This window comes from Bacillus sp. JZ109 (assembly GCF_053903135.1).
Genome location: NZ_CP096388.1, coordinates 290,049 through 307,336, shown reverse-complemented (window position 1 = coordinate 307,336; position 17,288 = coordinate 290,049). Strand labels below are relative to the sequence as shown.

Below are 17,288 nucleotides of genomic sequence, written 5' to 3'. Positions count from 1 at the left end.
AAACAACTCCTTTTACAGAAAAAAATAGTAGGTTATCGTTGAAGAATAGCACAGATGGCTCAGATTTCACATAAGAAAATAGAAGGATTTTCTACATAAGTGTCCAAATTCCGACATTCATTTCAGATTTCCCGGTCGCACTGGCTGTTACTTCATGATTTCCCGGGAAAGGAAAATATCTTGCACTAAAGACCTCTTCTCCGTTATTTATAAAGATTTCCATAGATGACGCGTCGAGAAACATGTGTACGGTATGCAAATCCTTGATGCGGCAATGTCTCGCTTCTGTTCTTTTTCCGTCAAAGCTCTTTCGTTCCAGCGTAACAATCCCCTCGTCTTTATGGAAGGAAAACGTAGCCGTTCCGCGGATACTGATTGAAAAGCCAGACTCCGTATGAATGTCTTCCAGTAGAATCTCAGTTCTTTCAGGCTTTTCCACTGGAAGCGCACCAGATGATCCATGCATGTTGATGTGTATTTTTTTCTCATTTCTGCGCATGGCTTTTAGCTCAGGCAGCGGCTGCTGAATCAGCTTCTGTCCTGAAAGCGTCAGCTGTCTCGGCAGCGTCATGCAGTGAATCCAGTGGCAGTCAATGGTCGGATGGGACCCTTCATCCTGATCAGGCACCGCCATCCATGCAAATAAAATCCGCCTTCCCTGATCGTCTTCAAGTGTTTGCGGCGCGTAAAAATCAAAACCTTGATCAAGCTCCGTAAATTCACCATGCTTCAGTTCAGGCTTGTTATAATCGAGGCGGCCGACAAAATAACCTGATTGATATACGTTCTGATAACGGAAACCGTCAGCCTCAAGCCCTTGAGGCGAAACAATCAGCACAGCCGATCCTTGAAGGGAAAACAAATCAGGGCATTCCCACATGTATCCAAAATCGTCAAGCCCGTTGAAGCCCGCGCCGGTTATCGGGCCAAGAAATCTCCACTCTGTCAGGTTATCAGAAGCAAACAACACAGCCTGCCCTTTCAAATTCTCTGTTTGCGCACCGATCACCATATACCATGTTCCTTCATGCTCCCATACCTTCGGATCGCGAAAATGCGGCGTGTATCCTTCAGGGAGGCGGGCGACAACACCCTTTTTCTCAAAGGACAGCCCGTCGTCAGAAACAGCAAGGCATTGATACGTTTCCCGGTTTCCATCCTGATCCCTGACATTTCCTGTGTAAAACAGATAGAGCCGATCGTCTTTCGTGACAGCGCTGCCCGAGTAGCAGCCGTTTTTATCAAACCAATCACTCGGAGCCAGCGCAATCTCTTCCCGCTTCCAATTCACAACATCCTGTGTCGTATAATGCCCCCAAAATTTTGCGCCGTGCCCCGTCTGAAACGGCTGCCACTGAAAGAATACATGATAGCTGCCCTTCCAATAAATCACGCCATTCGGGTCATTCAGCAGCCCAACCGGCGGCATGATGTGAAAATGCTGGCGGTGCGGATCGCTGTTAGCGATGGGCTCTTTTTTCTCCACTTCTTCATAAGCCCGGCGACGAAGCTCCTGGTCATGTGCTGTCATTTTTTCCTCTCCTCATCCTCATTAATCTTCATGACAAATGCTGCAATGAACGCTGACACTGCCGCAATCGCCATGCCAATCAGATAGTGAATCAAGTTGCTGACGCCAAACGGAGCCGCAATGGCGATCATCGGAATTCCCGTTAACCCGTAAGCGTTTGCAGCTACATGTGTAAAGACGACATATGCCCCACCCAATGCGCCTCCGATCATCGCAGCGATAAACGGTTTTCGGTAGCGAAGATTGACTCCGAATATGACGGGCTCAGTAATGCCGAGAAAAGCGGAAAATGCTGCCGGAAGCGCGATTTCTTTTGTCTTTGCCTTTTTCGCCATAAAGAAGACGGCAAGACCTGCCCCGCCCTGTGCGACATTCGCCATTGACCAGATCGGCAGCAAGTAGTTTTTGCCTATATCTGCAATAAGCCCAGCCTCAATCGCATGGAAGCTGTGATGAACACCTGTCAGCACGATGAGTGAATACGTGCCCCCGAAAATCAAACCTGCCACAAAACCGGCATGGTCATACACATAAGTTAAAGCAACCGTAATCCCGGAGCCAAGCGCTCTTCCCAGAGGGCCAATCGCGATAAAAGCAACAAACCCGGTGACAATTACAGTAACAAAAGGTGTAACAAGCAAATCTACCGCATGCGGAACCACTTTTCTCGTCCATTTCTCTACCTTGCTCATCACATACACCGCAAGCAGAACAGGGATGACAGTTCCCTGATAGCCTAGAAGCGCGATATCAAATCCGAAAAGATGCATATAATCAGGTGTCGCTTCAGCCAAACCCCATGGATTCAAAAGGTTTGGATGAATCATGATTCCCCCAATGACCGCTCCCAAGTACGGGTTGCTGCCAAATTCTTTTGAAGCGCTTACTCCGATTAGAATCGGCAAGAAAATGAATGCTGCACTTGAAAACATATCAAGCAGCTGAAAAACTGCAGAATCCTTGCTCATCCAATGAAACGCATTGATCATACCCAGCAATCCCATTAACAGGCCGCTGGCCACAATAGCCGGGATAATTGGGACAAAAATATTAGAAAGCGTTTTCGCAAATCTCGCAGCGGGATTCAGCTTTTCTTTTGCCGCATCCTGATGATTGACGTGTTCTTCACGCTCGATATCAGCTTCTTTAGAAAAGGCATCGAATACTTTATTCACAAGGCCTGTTCCGAAAATGATCTGGTACTGGCCAGAGCTGCTGAAAGCCCCTTTGACGCCATCAAGCTCTTCTACTTGTGCTTGATCTATCTTTGATTCATCTTTCATCACTAAACGCAGTCTTGTTGCACAATGAGCCGCGCTGATAATATTTTCTTTCCCTCCGAGAAGCTCAATGAGGCGTTTTGCAGTCTCTTTGTAATCCATCTATTTCTCCCCCTTTTATTTAAACAAAAAAGACCTAAAATTCGCCAACGAATAAAGGACACTGCGATCCTTTTTCATTTACGCAAATTTTAGGTCTTGCCTGCTTTACCAGTCACAATCCCGCTTATTCAGATTAAGAATACGCTTTCATAATAAATCATGATAGCGTTTTCGTCAACTATTTTTTTAGTTAAATAGTTTGATATAACATGTAGACAAAAATTCGTAAAAATTAATTGTGAAATACTTCACAATATCGTGCTATACTATGCTCAATCATGAAAGAAAGCAGGAAAAGACAATGGAAACTCAAGCATTACAAAAGGTTGAACAGTATGCTTTGAAAAAACAAAACATATTCGCTTCAAGCAAAATCCGTTATGTGCTTCGGTCCATTTTGGCCAGTATATTTATTGGTTTTGGCATTACAGCCGCAAGCAAAACAGGCAGCTATTTCTTTATGGCTGATTCTCCGTTTGCCTTTCCGGCAGCCGCTGTCACTTTCGGGGCCGCTATTCTGATGATTGCTTACGGAGGCGGAGATTTATTTACCGGCAACACCTTTTATTTCACCTATACCGCGCTCCGGAAAAAAATCAGCTGGCGCGACACCCTATACTTGTGGATGTCAAGCTATGCCGGCAATTTAATCGGCGCCATTCTGTTTGCCATCCTGATCAGCGCGACGGGACTTTTTGAGGAGCCTTCTGTTCATTCCTTTTTGATTCACTTGGCAGAGCACAAAATGGAGCCGCCGGCTTCCGAATTGTTTTTCAGAGGAATGCTGTGCAATTGGCTTGTGTGCCTCGCCTTTTTCATTCCAATGTCTCTCAAAGGGGAAGGAGCAAAGCTTTTTACCATGATGCTTTTCGTTTTCTGCTTCTTTATTTCCGGCTTTGAACACAGCATTGCCAATATGTGCACATTCGCCATCTCGCTTTTGATCGAGCACCCTGATACAGTGACACTGATGGGAGCAGTCAGAAACTTAATCCCCGTTACGCTCGGCAATCTGACCGCGGGAATAGTTATGATGGGCTGGATGTACTACACACTGAATCCTGATCAATAAAAAAACTTCCAGAGATCACTCCCTGCAAGTCAAAGCGGTTATTCCGAGAGATCTTGAAGACGCTGGACATGCAGCGTGATATAGCCGGCCTCGGATTCCGGCAAATGTAATTGATATTCATTTTTCAAAAACTTCGCCAGCTCCAGCGCACATTGATAGGCGAATGAATACTTTTTTTGGATGAAATAAAGCATCTCCTCGTCCATACGATGGAGCGCTTCATTTGATTCCAACCGGCTGACCGCGTATCGCAAATGCGTGACAAGGCGTTGATAGGAAATGCTGTTTTCATCCACCTTTCGATTAAAGTATTGTTCTATTTTCTCTATCATTTCTTTGATCATGGTCGTATGCTTCAGCGCTGAATACATGCTCTCCGCATCCATCTTCGCCGTATGGATGTGAAGGGCAATATAACCCGCTTCATCTTCAGGCAGAGACACGCCCAATGTCTCTTTTACATGTCCGATCGCCCACAGGCCGATCTCGTATTCTTTTTTATAGAGCGCCTTTATCTCATGCAGCAATTTATTCTGCACAAGCAGCCCATTTTGAATCCTTTCAATCGCAAAGGACAAATGGTCAGAAAGCGCGATATGAATGTGATCGCTCAGCGGCGCCGCGAGCTCTCCTTCCGCATAGCTGATGATATCCTCAGCTATTTCTATATGCTCCTCCGGCAGTGTTTGCAGGATTTGTTTGAACTTTTCATTCTCGTCGCGCACGACAAAGATTTTTTCCACTTTATTCATAGGGATGAGATCATTTTTCTTTTTTTGAAAAGCGATTCCCGGTCCCATCACGATTTTTTCCTGATCATCCTCTTTTATTAAAGCCGCATTGTTGTTTAATACTTTATAGATTTTCAAGAGGTTATCTCTCCCGCCAATTTGCTTTTGACTGGGATTTTACCTCCTTTTGACCGCCATGTAAAGATGCGGGCCCGCTCTCTCCTGCTTTGGCGATTCCTTGAAGGCTTGCAAACATCTTCTTTTATAAAGCGCGGCGGCTTTCGCTTTCTGCTTTTCTTCCTCATTCACAGCCATCCGCCATTCATAAAACGAAACGAGTCCTGCGGCCTGCACAGCCGCCTTTCTTTGGTATGTACGTTGAGCCGAATAGACCGCGGCAGCCGCAGTTTTTCTGTCCGGCGTCACCCAGTTCATCAAAAAGACCATCCACACCCGTAAAGATACAAGCAAACGTTTCATAGAAAAACATCCCTCCGCTTCTTTTTGGCAGGCAGCCTTTTTAGCAGCCCGTTTTCTCAGCCGCAGCCCGCAAGAAAAGACGGCCGATTTCTTTTCTCGCAAACTAGCGGCTCTAGCAAAACTCATGACTCTATGATAGACCGTGGAAAGAGAATTCTTTGTCACAATATGAGTGAAAAAACCAACTAGTTTTTAGAAGTTTTGTTGAAAGCTGAAAGAATTGAAATGAAAATTGGAGAACCGCTTTGAAAACTTTATACACAAGTTATCCCAAAGATAAGAACAACTTAATCACAAGAGATATCCACATGTCCACAAACTCTATCTATATTTTGTATACGAACGTATATTCCTAACTATATATATACACAGGTTTATTCACTTATACACAGGGTTCTGTGTATAACTCCTTCGTTATACACAAACAAAATCCAATAAATGGTCCAAATGACACAAGGATTTTTTTGAATTTTCAAGAAATATATACTAGATCTTTCACATTTTTTCTAAATACAAAGGGGGAAACACATTGAAAAAGGGGATCATTCGCTTTCTGCTTGTAAGTTTCGTCTTATTTTTTGCGTTATCCACAGGCATTACGGGCGTTCAGGCAGCTCCGGCTTCTTCAAAAACGTCGGCTGATCTGGAAAAAGCCGAGGTATTCGGTGATATCGACATGACGACAAGCAAAAAAACAACCGTTATAGTGGAATTAAAAGAAAAATCCTTGGCAGAAGCGAAGGAAGCGGGAGAAAGCCAATCGAAAAGCAAGCTGAAAACCGCTCGCACCAAAGCAAAAAACAAAGCAATCAAAGCGGTGAAAAACGGAAAAGTAAACCGGGAATATGAGCAGGTATTCTCAGGCTTCTCTATGAAGCTTCCAGCTAATGAGATTCCAAAACTTCTCGCGGTAAAAGACGTTAAGGCAGTGTACCCGAACGTCACATATAAAACAGACAATATGAAGGATAAAGACGTCACAATCTCCGAAGACGCCGTATCTCCGCAAATGGATGACAGTGCGCCTTATATCGGAGCAAACGATGCATGGGATTTAGGCTACACAGGAAAAGGCATCAAGGTGGCGATTATTGACACTGGGGTTGAATACAATCACCCAGATCTGAAGAAAAACTTTGGACAATATAAAGGATACGATTTTGTGGACAATGATTACGATCCAAAAGAAACACCAACCGGCGATCCGAGGGGCGAGGCAACTGACCATGGCACACACGTAGCCGGAACTGTGGCTGCAAACGGAACGATTAAAGGCGTAGCGCCTGATGCCACACTTCTTGCTTATCGTGTGTTAGGGCCTGGCGGAAGCGGCACAACGGAAAACGTCATCGCGGGCGTGGAACGTGCAGTGCAGGACGGGGCAGATGTGATGAACCTGTCTCTCGGAAACTCTTTAAACAACCCGGACTGGGCGACAAGCACAGCGCTTGACTGGGCCATGTCAGAAGGCGTTGTCGCTGTTACCTCAAACGGCAACAGCGGACCGAACGGCTGGACAGTCGGATCGCCGGGCACATCAAGAGAAGCGATTTCTGTCGGTGCGACTCAGCTGCCGCTCAATGAATACGCCGTCACTTTCGGCTCCTACTCTTCAGCAAAAGTGATGGGCTACAACAAAGAGGACGACGTCAAAGCGCTCAATAACAAAGAAATTGAGCTTGTCGAAGCGGGAATCGGTGAAGAAAAGGATTTTGAAGGGAAAGACCTGACAGGCAAAGTCGCCGTTGTCAAACGAGGCAGCATTGCATTTGTGGATAAAGCGGATAACGCTAAAAAAGCCGGTGCCATCGGCATGGTTGTGTATAACAATCTCTCTGGAGAAATTGAAGCCAATGTGCCAGGCATGTCTGTCCCAACGATTAAGCTTTCATTAGAAGACGGCGAAAAACTCGTCAGCGCCCTGAAAGCTGGTGAGACAAAAACAACATTCAAGTTGACGGTCTCAAAAGCGCTCGGTGAACAAGTGGCTGATTTCTCATCACGTGGCCCTGTTATGGATACGTGGATGATTAAGCCTGATATTTCGGCGCCAGGGGTCAATATCGTGAGCACGATCCCAACACACGATCCTGACCATCCATACGGCTACGGATCAAAACAAGGAACAAGCATGGCATCGCCTCATATCGCCGGAGCAGTTGCCGTCATTAAACAAGCCAAACCAAAATGGAGCGTTGAACAGATTAAAGCTGCCATCATGAATACCGCTGTCACTTTAAAGGATGGCGATGGGGAAGTATATCCGCATAATGCCCAAGGCGCGGGCAGCGCAAGAATTATGAACGCGATCAAAGCCGATTCGCTCGTCTCTCCTGGAAGCTATTCATACGGCACATTCTTGAAGGAAAACGGAAATGAAACGAAAAAAGAAACGTTTACGATTGAAAATCAATCTTCCATTAGAAAGTCATACACACTGGAATATTCATTTAACGGCAGCGGCATCTCCACATCCGGGACAAGCCGTGTTGTGATTCCGGCACATCAAACCGGAAAAGCCACTGCAAAAGTAAAAGTCAATACAAAGAAAACAAAAGCAGGCACCTATGAAGGAACGGTTATCGTCAGAGAAGGCGGAAAAACGGTCGCTAAGGTACCTACACTGCTGATTGTGAAAGAGCCCGATTATCCGAGAGTCACATCTGTCTCTGTAAGCGAAGGGTCTGTACAAGGTACCTATCAAATTGAAACCTACCTTCCTGCGGGAGCGGAAGAGCTGGCGTTCCTCGTCTATGACAGCAACCTTGATTTCGCAGGCCAAGCCGGCATTTATAAAAACCAAGATAAAGGTTACCAGTACTTTGACTGGGACGGCACGATTAATGGCGGAACCAAACTTCCGGCCGGAGAGTATTACTTGCTCGCATATGCCGCGAACAAAGGCAAGTCAAGCCAGGTTTTGACCGAAGAACCTTTCACTGTTGAATAAGAAAAAGCCCTGCCGATTCGGCAGGGCTTTTTAAAGATCAGTCAGCAAACGCCTCGTGCAATAATCGATACGATCGGAGCTTATCTTCAAAATGATGCGTGATGGTCACCACCATGATTTCCTCTGTTTCATACGCTTTACTCAAAGCTAACAGCCGCTCCTTAACCTGTTCTTTCGTACCGACAATCATTCGATTTCGATTATCAGCAATTCGTCTCTGTTCATAAGGAGAATACGTATTTTTCCGAACAGCTTCATACGAAGGAACTCCCTCTAAAGGAATACCCTGCTCTCCCGCCAAAAGTGTAAAATCAAGCACAGCCCCAAGCTCCTCTGCCTTCTCCTCCGTGTCAGCACAAAGAACAAAAACAGCAACTGCCGCTCGAGGCGTATCTCCTAACACAGACGGTTTGAATCGCCTCTTATACTGTCTGACAGTACCCTCTCCGCCCTCTCCATTGATAAAATGGGCAAACATATAGCCAGCGCCAGATTCAGCTGCGAGAAGCGCGCTTTCTCCAGATGAGCCGAGCAGCCACACATCCGGAGCTGTTGAAATATGCGGCGCAGCGGTCAGATTCGGAAAACGGTGTTTGTCATCCGCCAAATCATGCAAATACATGGTCAGCTCCTTAATTTGCTGCGGATACTGATCAGCATTGCGCTTACCGCCGTCATTCAGCGCCCATGATGCAATCGGCATTCCCCCCGGTGCTCTGCCAAGCCCCAGGTCAATTCTTCCTGGTGTCAGCCCCTCCAGAACACGAAAGTTTTCAGCTACTTTATAAGCACTGTAATGCGGCAGCATGACTCCTCCTGATCCAACACGGATTCGCTTTGTTTTCGCCGCTATATGACTGATTAGCACCTCAGGACTGGACCCTGCCAGCCGTTTTGAAAAGTGATGCTCAGAAACCCAGAATCTCTTATATCCAAGGTCCTCAGCAGCTTGGGCAAGCGCAACGGTTTGCTGTAAGGCCGTTTCTGCATTGCTGCCCTCTGATACTGGAGATTGATCTAATATACTTAATGAAACCATCCCTACCACCTCATCCTCATCGTATCACTGATCCCCTATTTTTTCTCCAAAGCCGCTCACACTGCTTATCAGTGTCCCCTATCATTCGCCATTTATTTGTGAAAGCATGTCCCTATTTGTCGGAATATGTTACACGTGAAACATAAAAACCCCTCCAGACGGAGAGGTTTGCTTTAGTTTTTATTAAAGCCCTTTTCTTTCACGTAGTCATTTAAATACGTACGCGGCTTTTGCTTCATAAAGTTCAGTATTTGATCGGACCACGTTTCTTCCCGCTTCCCGTTTGTTCTTTCTCTATAGTAATCAGAAATGGTTTTGTCATACGTATTCATAGTATGACGGAAATCGTCTGTGTTCACATTATACGTATTCTCATGATAAACGGCCTGCTTTGGCAATCTCGGTTTTTTGCCGGAAAGGTTCGCAGGATGGCCTACTGCCAGTCCGAAAAGCGGGAGCACATGGTCAGGCGTTTGCAGCACCTCTGTCACCTTGTCCAGTTCATTCCGAATGCCGCCGATATAGCAAATGCCAAGCCCCATGGATTCAGCGGCAATGCTCATATTTTGCGCTGCCAGCGCCGCATCAATCAAGCTAACCATAAACATTTCTGTATTCTCGAGCAGCTCAGAAATATGTTCACCTTTTTCCTCAGCCAGTTGTTGATGGCGGTACAAATCCGCACAAAATACAAAAAAGTGTCCGTTCTTCTCAACGTAAGGCTGATTCCCAGCAAGCACGGACAGCTCACGTTTTTTCTCAGGATCAGAAACCCCGATAATTGAATATGCCTGCACATAGCTGGATGTAGACGCAGCCTGCGCACTTTTCACTAATGTATCAATTTCTTCAGCTGTCAAAAGCTGATCAGTAAAAGACCGGATTGACCGATGATTCAAAATGGTTTCGATTGTGTTATTCATCACAAAAACCTCCTTATCTCTTTTTATCATATCCGAAAAAAAGTATTCCCAAAAGTGAAATGCTCTGCACAAAAAAAGACAACCTCTGAAAAGGCTGTCTTCATATTAAGAATTAAAGAGATAACTTCTGTATTTCGTCAGCTGCACACTCGCGTTATACACAATCCCGAAACCGATTAGCGTTGCAAGCGTCGAGCTTCCACCGTAGCTGACAAACAGCAACGGAATCCCGGTAACAGGCATAATGCCGATGTTCATTCCGATATTCTGGAATGTGTGGATGACAATTAAAGCCGTATAGCCAACGCAAAAGAAGGAAGCAAAACGGTTAAACGGATGTATTTTGTCTATCAGAACCACAAGCCTGTAGATTAAGAAGAAGAACATGATGACAACAATTGCACAGCCTATAAAGCCAAAGCTTTCACCTAAAATGGCGAAGATAAAGTCGGTCTGTCCTTCTGGTACATACACCTTCAAATTGTGAACGCCATTTCCGACAATGCCGCCTGAGCCGATAGCCATAACAGCCTGATCAACCTGCCAGCTGCTATTTGCATCTTCCTGAGTTGTTCCATTTGTATCAGAAACCCAGGATGTTACCCTCTTTATTTGATACTCTTGAATCCCAACTGATTTAGCAGCATCAGGAAAATTAATCATTACTAACAAGATAAGAGAAATAAGTAAGATACCAGAACCACCAATGATTGCGATCAGCTTCCAGTTTACTCCTGACATAAAGATCATGACAATCACAATAAACATACATATCCCGGCTGTACCAGCATCCTGAAGAAGGATAAGTCCGATCGGCACTACCGATACACCTGCAATCTTAAGCAAAAGATACACATCATCTCTGAGCGTTCGGATTTTTTTAGGGCTTGCTTTTGAAATCACTGAGGCTACCATCATCATGAGCCCGATTTTCATAAATTCAGAGGGCTGTAACGTTACAGAACCAAACTGAAACCAGCTTTTTGCACCGTTTTTCACTGGTGCAATAGACTCAGGACTGACTCTCAATATCAAAAGAAGCAAAATCCCGAATAAAAATACATATAAACTCAGTTTTTCAAGCTGCTCCAAATCGAAATACAGCAACACCGAAATGGCAATAGCCCCCAAAGCATAATAAATAATTTGTTTCGTCCAGGCATTATCTCCATACTGCCCAAACTGACCGGCAGCATAAATCGCCAATACGCTTATAATAAAAAACACACCAAATATAAAAATCAAATCCCCCTGGTAAAAGGGGCTTTGCTGTTTCTTATATCGACTCATTCTATCCCGCCTTACATTTTCATCGGAAAATCACTAATGTTTATTATACATGAACCACGTTCAAGATGACACGTGAAGCTCGCTTCCTTTTAAGTTTTTTCCGCACTTGTGGCGCTTTTCAGCTACACGAAATATGACGTATGATAAACCGAAATGTTTCGATTGACACAAAACTTTTCAAATAAAAAAACCCCTTTTAAATAAGGGGTTAAAAGAAATCCATAAGAAATGGAGGTTTTAGTTGAAAGTCGTCATCAAGCCGTTTGATTTCCGATACCGGCCCTTTTATCATGCCTGCTTCAAAAAGGAAACGGGCACTTCTGGCACCTAGGAAGAAAGCGGTTAAAGAAGATATGCTGCATTCTATTAGATGGTCAGATGACTCTTCTGGAATGATCTGCACCTGCTGCGAATCGACGCGGAAAGTCTGTTGATTCCACGGTGCCCATTGATCCGTTACCTTAAAGTCAAAGGGAGCTGTTATCCGAGATTTTGGATATTCCCGTAAAAAACCTTCAACGTCAACGATGCGCGCCATACTATAAGGATATATCTCTTGTTTGACCCGGGGTTCGGCAGTTAAAAAATCAAGATCTTCCTCCATCCGTACAGTCAGTTCCGCTTCATTTAGCATTGAATCATGCTGGCAAATAAAATTCCACAAGCCCCTCTGTGCCTCTCTGTTCAAATAAACAAATTCCTCAACTCGCATCGTTTTATTTTTGATGTCATACACAAGATATCCACAGGGCACCCCATCTTCAGAGATGTACATAGCTTTCATTCCATGGATCTTCTCTGTCCAATGCTCCTTTGAACGCTTCATCAGCCCATTATGCTTCGTTCTGTACTGATTATAGATGGCATTCACTGCATCTGTTTCATCCTTTTGAAGCCTCCTCACGTCCCCAAGGACATCGCCTAGTTTTTGAAACTGTTCTTTAAGGTAAGTCAGGCGTTTTTGATAGAAACAGAGTTCCCAGCCAAATTTGCGGTAAAAGGAGATCAGGAACGGATGCAAAAAGCTGATGGTTTGGTTTCTTTTCTTCATAACCGTTAGAGCGTCTAGAATAAGTTCCTTTACTGTTCCTTTTCTTCTGTATTCAGGCCAGGTTGCTACCCCGGCAATACCTCCCATCTTCATCTCCTGCTCTTCCAGCATGACAGAAAAGGGAATGATGTGAAGCTTAGAAAGGAGCTTCTCTTGTTCTTTGATTCCGATGATGTAATGGTTCTCTAAAGCTTTTACTTTCTCTTCTCGTTCCTCATCACTGAGTTCTTTCTGAAAAGCATATTCAGACATACTGATTACTTCTTGCCAGTCTTCTTTTTCAAGCTTTATTACCTGATACATCTACATCCCCCCTGTTCTAAGAAAGCTCCGTACAATCTCCTATCTTATAAAGCTTAAAAATAAGACAATAGGTCTAACTCATTTTCACGAAAACGTGTATCAATTTCTGGAAAACATGGTATAATAATTGTAACAGAATGTTCACAAAACAACCACAAAACAGACACAACTCAGTTCCTCTATTTCATTTTTGTAAACGCTATCACAAAATGAAAGGAGACGGGTATGATGGACATGTTTTTTGCTTACTTATTGGTTGCCAGCGCAACGCCTCTCTTTATTTGGCTTGATAACAAAAAAGTCGCACTCTCAGCTATTCCGCCAATCATCTTAATGTGGGTATTCTTCTTCTTTTACGCAACAGAAAGCCTTTCTCCACTAGGACACACTCTCATGATTATCTTGTTTGCCGTCAACGTCATTGTCGCTCATATCGCCGCATTTATCATTTACGGCCTTCCGTATCTTCGCAGAAAGCGAAGCAGCTGAAGACAGCAAAAAACCCTCTTCCAATGAAGAGGGTTTTTGTATTATTCGTTATGGCCTGAATGCTCTGAGTGTTCAGCGCCTCCAGGAGGATTTCCGTCCATATGGTCACCATGGTGATAGTGAGCCGCAAAAATCCAGATGGATCCAAGTACGATAACGATCGCGCCAAAGAATCCGAACAGCGTGTTTCCGACTTGGATCGTGCCGTTTTCGCTCTCTGTCATATGCATGAACATGAGAAGCTGCAGCGCCGCCTGAATGAAGGCGAAGCCGAAGATTATCCAAAGTTTTGCTGATGAGCTCAGGTCAGTATACACTGCAACCCATAGAGCCAGCAGGGTCAAAACGATAGACAGGATAAAACCTACAATGTGTTTCCATGGAAAGTGACTGTGTTCAGCAGATTTGTTTGCCATTTTACAGACCCCCCAATCCCATGAGATAGACACCTGTAAAGATGAAAATCCATACAACATCTAAGAAGTGCCAGTACAAGCTTGAGATAAAGATTTTAGATGAAGTTTGCGGAGTTAAGCCGCGTTTCTTCAACTGAATCAGAATTCCTGTGATCCAGAAAATCCCGATTGTTACGTGAGTTCCGTGAGTTCCAAGTAAAACAAAGAATCCAGACCAGAACGCACTTGTACTGAGAGCCGCTCCTTCATGTACATAGTGAACAAACTCGTTGATCTCGCATCCGACGAAGCCGGCACCGAGAAGAAGAGTGATAATTGTCCAAATGACTACGCCTTTTAAACTTCCGCGGCGCATTTCATGAACAGCGATCCCGCAGGTAAAGCTGCTGATCAGCAGCAAGAACGTCATAATCATTACCAGATTGACTTCAAATAGTTCGTCTGGCAAGACACCTCCAGCTGTTCTGTTTTTAAGAACGAAGAAGGTTGCAAATAGTGTTGAGAACAACACAATTTCTGCCCCTAAAAAGATCCAAAACCCGAGAATATTAAGTCTGCCGGTTTCAGATTGATATTCCATAGGCGCGTTAGAATTGCCGTGTTCTGCATGTTCCATAACTCACGCCTCCTTATTCGGAAATCTTTCTTTCCGTCTCTTTTATTTCATCAACACTAATGTAGTAGCCGTTGTCGTATTCGAATGAACGCAGAACCATGCAGAGCAGGACTCCGATCAATCCGACTACGCCCATCCAGTACCATTCAAATACCAGTCCAAAGCCAGCGAGACCGAAGGCAACAGACATAAAGAACGGTCTGCCTGAGTTGCTTGGCATATGGATTTTCTTGAATTTGCTTTCAGGGTATAATTCAGTTTTTTCTTCTTTCATATGCAGGAATGCATCTTGAGATTTGACTTCAGGAAGCACCGCAAAGTTGTAATGCGGCGGAATCGCAGAAGAAGTCGCCCAATCAAGCGTACGTCCCACACCCCATGAATCTCCGCTGATTTCACGAGTAGAGTAACGGAAGCTGTAGTAGATGTTATAGCAAAGGATTAAGAATCCTACACCCATCATGAAAGCTCCGACAGTTGAGATAAAGTTCAATGTTGTCCAGCCGTCGTTCGGTCCGTATGTGTAAATACGGCGAGGCATGCCTTGAAGCCCCAAGAAATATTGCGGGAAGAAACAAATATTGAACCCGATCATAAAGATCCAGAAGAACCATTTTCCGATTCTTTCGTTCAGCTTGTGGCCGAACATTTTTGGATACCAGAAAATAAATCCGGCGAAACAAGCAAATACAGTACCCGCGATCAGCACATAGTGGAAGTGAGATACAAGGAAGTACGTATTATGGTATTGATAATCCGCTGCTGCCATCGCAAGCATAACCCCTGTAACCCCGCCGATAACGAAGTTAGGAATGAACGCAAGCGCCCACAGCATAGGTGTTGTAAAGCTGATTCGGCCTTTATACATTGTAAAGAGCCAGTTAAAGATTTTAACCCCGGTTGGTATTGAGATTGCCATTGTCGTAATTGAGAAGAATGAGTTAACGGACGCACTGTTCCCCATTGTGAAGAAGTGGTGAGTCCAAACTAAGAAACTCAATACAGAGATGGCGATAATAGAACCAACCATCGCTTTGTAACCAAACAATTGTTTTCTTGCAAAGCTTGAGATGATTTCTGAGAAAATACCAAACGCCGGAAGAATAACGATATATACTTCAGGATGTCCCCAAATCCAGAACAAGTTAGCCCAAAGCATCGGCATACCGCCTGCTTCCAATGTGAAAAAGTGAGCGCCGAACAAACGATCAAATGATAAAAGTGCTAATGCTACTGTAAGTACAGGGAACGCAAACACGATAATAACCATTGTGATCAGTGTTGTCCATGTGAACATTGGCATACGCATTAATGTCATGCCTTTTGTTCTCATTTTTAAGATTGTTACCATAAAGTTGATCCCTGTCATCAGGGTACCGATACCGGCAATCTGAAGTCCGAGGAGGTAGTAGTTCTCACCCGGCCCAGGGCTCATGTCGTTACTTGCAAGCGGCATATAACTCGTCCAGCCTGCGTTCGGAGAACCTCCGATAACGAAAGAAATATTGAAAAGCATCGCCCCTACAAAGAACGTCCAGAAGCTCAGGTTGTTCAAGTAAGGGAACGCAACGTCGCGGGCACCGATTTGAAGAGGCACAACAACGTTGATAAGACCGATTAAGAACGGCATCGCCATGAAGATGATCATGATTGTACCGTGAGTTGTAAAAATTTCATTATAGTGGTTTGAGTCTAAAAAACTGTTATTCGGAAGCGCTAGCTGGGCACGCATCATCAGACCGTCGACACCGCCGCGGAATAACATAATTACAGCAGATATAATGTACATGATTCCGAGTTTTTTATGGTCAACAGTAGTTATCCATTCAGACCACAGCCATTTCCACTTTTTGAAGTAAGTCAGTACAAAAATAATGGCAATGGTTGAAAGCGCAATGGAAACTTGTGCGCCCAGAATTAATGGGTCACCAGTTACGAAAAATTCGTCCCATTTGAATTTCATGCAGGCTTCCTCCTTTCCTGATCAATATCATTCTTCTGTATCATCAGACTTCTTAAATTCGTTTTTCTTTACGTTTTCAAACGGATCTGTTTTAGAGTGCGGTGAAACGGCTTGATAGCCAAGGCGTTTGCGCGCCTCCATCGCGTACTCAGCGTCTTGTCCGTGATCAACGTATTTCAAGTGAGTAGAAGAGAACGTTAATTCGTCCACATTTTCAGGAAGCATCAATTCATCATACTTCTCTTTTGTCAGCTTAGGAGCCTCGTTCTGAGTCTTTTTCACCCAGCTGTTAAAGTCTTTTTCTGTAACTGCATTCACATCAAACTCTTGGTCTGCAAAATGTTCACCTGTGAAGTTCGCGTTGCGGCCTTCGTAAGTACCCACTTTGTCAGCCTGTAAGTATTGATCCATCAGCATTCCTGCCATCGCATATTTTTGCCCTCCAAGCTGAGGAATCCATAGCGAAGCCATTGAATCTGCAGATGAGATTTTGAACAAGATCGGGCGGTCGACAGGAATGTTTAAGTAGTTGACCGTTTCAATATCCTGTTCAGGGTAGCTGAATACCCATTTCCAGTCTACCGAAGTAGCATAAACAACAAGAGGCTCTTTATCTTTTGTTGCTTCAGGAGCTTTTTCTAACGAATATATCGTCTGTACTGTTGGCACAGAAAGTGCAATGACGATTAAAATTGGGATCACTGTCCAGACTACTTCTAAAAACGTGTTACCGTGAATTTCTGGGTTATAAGATCCATTATCTTTGCCTTTACGGTCGCGGTATTTTACTAAAATAATGGTAAATAGAACAAAGACGACCCCGACGATAAACAGCATAAATCCGATAGATAACAGGATTAAATCACTTTGCTGTTCAGCTACAGGTCCTTTCGGATCTAGTACTGAAGCATTGCTGCATCCCCCAAGGACGAAAACCACAGTTAACAGCGCTAATACAAGCAACGGTTTTAATGCTCTGAACAAGAAGATCACCATCCTTCCTATTGATGTAATAAATCTGAAGTGCATACTTCCTCAAAATCTTTTCTCTA

At 44.3% G+C, this 17,288-nt stretch carries 15 protein-coding genes; 3 read left to right on the top strand and 12 right to left on the bottom strand.

The window, feature by feature from the left end; genetic code table 11:
- Positions 1-91: 91 nt before the first annotated feature.
- Both sacA and scrA read right to left on the bottom strand, forming a co-directional pair.
- Positions 92-1,531 (bottom strand): sucrose-6-phosphate hydrolase, encoded by a 1,440-nt coding sequence (gene sacA / locus M1D94_RS01605; RefSeq protein ID WP_456270392.1) that lies wholly within the window; start codon positions 1,529-1,531, stop codon positions 92-94.
- The gene (scrA, locus tag M1D94_RS01600; protein ID WP_029318665.1) at positions 1,528-2,913 is read right to left on the bottom strand and encodes a PTS system sucrose transporter subunit IIBC; all 1,386 of its coding nucleotides are present in this window, start codon (positions 2,911-2,913) and stop codon (positions 1,528-1,530) included. The genes sacA and scrA overlap by 4 nt, the downstream gene beginning before the upstream one ends.
- Positions 2,914-3,214: 301 nt before the next feature.
- On the opposite strand from scrA, the gene M1D94_RS01595 reads away from it, so the two are divergent.
- A complete protein-coding gene (locus tag M1D94_RS01595; protein WP_003243563.1) occupies positions 3,215-3,985 on the top strand; it encodes a formate/nitrite transporter family protein in 771 nt (256 codons plus the stop codon).
- 38 nt (positions 3,986-4,023) lie between these two features.
- On the opposite strand, the gene sacT is transcribed toward M1D94_RS01595, so the two are convergent.
- Together sacT and M1D94_RS01585 are read right to left on the bottom strand one after the other, a co-directional pair.
- Positions 4,024-4,854, bottom strand: a complete 831-nt coding sequence (gene sacT, locus M1D94_RS01590; protein ID WP_032725139.1) for a sac operon transcriptional antiterminator SacT — start codon at positions 4,852-4,854, stop codon at positions 4,024-4,026.
- Positions 4,855-4,893: 39 nt separating this feature from the next.
- Complete coding sequence (locus M1D94_RS01585; RefSeq protein ID WP_003222155.1) at positions 4,894-5,196, bottom strand: hypothetical protein; 303 nt, start codon at positions 5,194-5,196, stop codon at positions 4,894-4,896.
- A 529-nt stretch (positions 5,197-5,725) separates the two neighbouring features.
- Between M1D94_RS01585 and vpr the strand changes: the two genes are divergently transcribed.
- Positions 5,726-8,146: a serine protease Vpr gene (gene vpr, locus M1D94_RS01580; protein WP_257434060.1), complete on the top strand. Its 2,421-nt coding sequence runs from the start codon at positions 5,726-5,728 to the stop codon at positions 8,144-8,146.
- A gap of 37 nt (positions 8,147-8,183) precedes the next feature.
- Here the strand turns inward: vpr and M1D94_RS01575 are convergent, their stop codons facing one another.
- The 4 genes from M1D94_RS01575 to M1D94_RS01560 all read right to left on the bottom strand — a co-directional run bounded on the left by M1D94_RS01575 (position 8,184) and on the right by M1D94_RS01560 (position 12,752).
- Positions 8,184-9,185, bottom strand: a complete 1,002-nt coding sequence (locus M1D94_RS01575) for an LLM class flavin-dependent oxidoreductase (RefSeq protein WP_064671804.1) — start codon at positions 9,183-9,185, stop codon at positions 8,184-8,186.
- Positions 9,186-9,358: 173 nt separating this feature from the next.
- Positions 9,359-10,108 (bottom strand): oxygen-insensitive NADPH nitroreductase, encoded by a 750-nt coding sequence (nfsA, locus tag M1D94_RS01570; RefSeq protein WP_003244098.1) that lies wholly within the window; start codon positions 10,106-10,108, stop codon positions 9,359-9,361.
- 105 nt (positions 10,109-10,213) lie between these two features.
- On the bottom strand, positions 10,214-11,398 hold the full coding sequence (locus M1D94_RS01565; RefSeq protein WP_212128918.1) for an FtsW/RodA/SpoVE family cell cycle protein: 1,185 nt from the start codon (positions 11,396-11,398) through the stop codon (positions 10,214-10,216).
- A gap of 208 nt (positions 11,399-11,606) precedes the next feature.
- Complete coding sequence (locus M1D94_RS01560) at positions 11,607-12,752, bottom strand: GNAT family N-acetyltransferase (RefSeq protein ID WP_321541432.1); 1,146 nt, start codon at positions 12,750-12,752, stop codon at positions 11,607-11,609.
- Positions 12,753-12,977: 225 nt separating this feature from the next.
- Between M1D94_RS01560 and ywcE the strand changes: the two genes are divergently transcribed.
- Positions 12,978-13,241, top strand: coding sequence for a spore morphogenesis/germination protein YwcE (gene ywcE, locus M1D94_RS01555; RefSeq protein WP_003227411.1), 264 nt, complete (start codon positions 12,978-12,980; stop codon positions 13,239-13,241).
- 41 nt (positions 13,242-13,282) lie between these two features.
- Here ywcE and qoxD read toward each other — a convergent pair whose 3' ends face one another.
- From qoxD to qoxA, 4 genes are read right to left on the bottom strand one after another with little or no spacing between them, the layout of a single operon-like run.
- Positions 13,283-13,657, bottom strand: coding sequence for a cytochrome aa3 quinol oxidase subunit IV (qoxD, locus tag M1D94_RS01550; RefSeq protein ID WP_003227410.1), 375 nt, complete (start codon positions 13,655-13,657; stop codon positions 13,283-13,285).
- 1 nt (position 13,658) lies between these two features.
- Complete coding sequence (gene qoxC, locus M1D94_RS01545) at positions 13,659-14,273, bottom strand: cytochrome aa3 quinol oxidase subunit III (protein WP_003227409.1); 615 nt, start codon at positions 14,271-14,273, stop codon at positions 13,659-13,661.
- 13 nt (positions 14,274-14,286) lie between these two features.
- On the bottom strand, positions 14,287-16,236 hold the full coding sequence (qoxB, locus tag M1D94_RS01540; RefSeq protein ID WP_003227407.1) for a cytochrome aa3 quinol oxidase subunit I: 1,950 nt from the start codon (positions 16,234-16,236) through the stop codon (positions 14,287-14,289).
- Positions 16,237-16,263: 27 nt separating this feature from the next.
- A complete protein-coding gene (gene qoxA, locus M1D94_RS01535) occupies positions 16,264-17,229 on the bottom strand; it encodes a cytochrome aa3 quinol oxidase subunit II (protein ID WP_010886637.1) in 966 nt (321 codons plus the stop codon).
- Positions 17,230-17,288 lie beyond the last annotated feature (59 nt).

Excerpts from the sequence above, each read along its gene's own strand:
- sacA (WP_456270392.1), bottom strand. The coding sequence starts at position 1,531 with ATGACAGCACATGACCAGGAGCTTCGTCGCCGGGCTTATGAAGAAGTG.
- scrA (WP_029318665.1), bottom strand. The coding sequence starts at position 2,913 with ATGGATTACAAAGAGACTGCAAAACGCCTCATTGAGCTTCTCGGAGGG.
- M1D94_RS01595 (WP_003243563.1), top strand. The coding sequence starts at position 3,215 with ATGGAAACTCAAGCATTACAAAAGGTTGAACAGTATGCTTTGAAAAAA.
- M1D94_RS01585 (WP_003222155.1), bottom strand. The coding sequence starts at position 5,196 with ATGAAACGTTTGCTTGTATCTTTACGGGTGTGGATGGTCTTTTTGATG.
- M1D94_RS01575 (WP_064671804.1), bottom strand. The coding sequence starts at position 9,185 with ATGGTTTCATTAAGTATATTAGATCAATCTCCAGTATCAGAGGGCAGC.
- nfsA (WP_003244098.1), bottom strand. The coding sequence starts at position 10,108 with ATGAATAACACAATCGAAACCATTTTGAATCATCGGTCAATCCGGTCT.
- M1D94_RS01565 (WP_212128918.1), bottom strand. The coding sequence starts at position 11,398 with ATGAGTCGATATAAGAAACAGCAAAGCCCCTTTTACCAGGGGGATTTG.
- M1D94_RS01560 (WP_321541432.1), bottom strand. The coding sequence starts at position 12,752 with ATGTATCAGGTAATAAAGCTTGAAAAAGAAGACTGGCAAGAAGTAATC.
- ywcE (WP_003227411.1), top strand. The coding sequence starts at position 12,978 with ATGATGGACATGTTTTTTGCTTACTTATTGGTTGCCAGCGCAACGCCT.
- qoxD (WP_003227410.1), bottom strand. The coding sequence starts at position 13,657 with ATGGCAAACAAATCTGCTGAACACAGTCACTTTCCATGGAAACACATT.
- qoxC (WP_003227409.1), bottom strand. The coding sequence starts at position 14,273 with ATGGAACATGCAGAACACGGCAATTCTAACGCGCCTATGGAATATCAA.
- qoxB (WP_003227407.1), bottom strand. The coding sequence starts at position 16,236 with ATGAAATTCAAATGGGACGAATTTTTCGTAACTGGTGACCCATTAATT.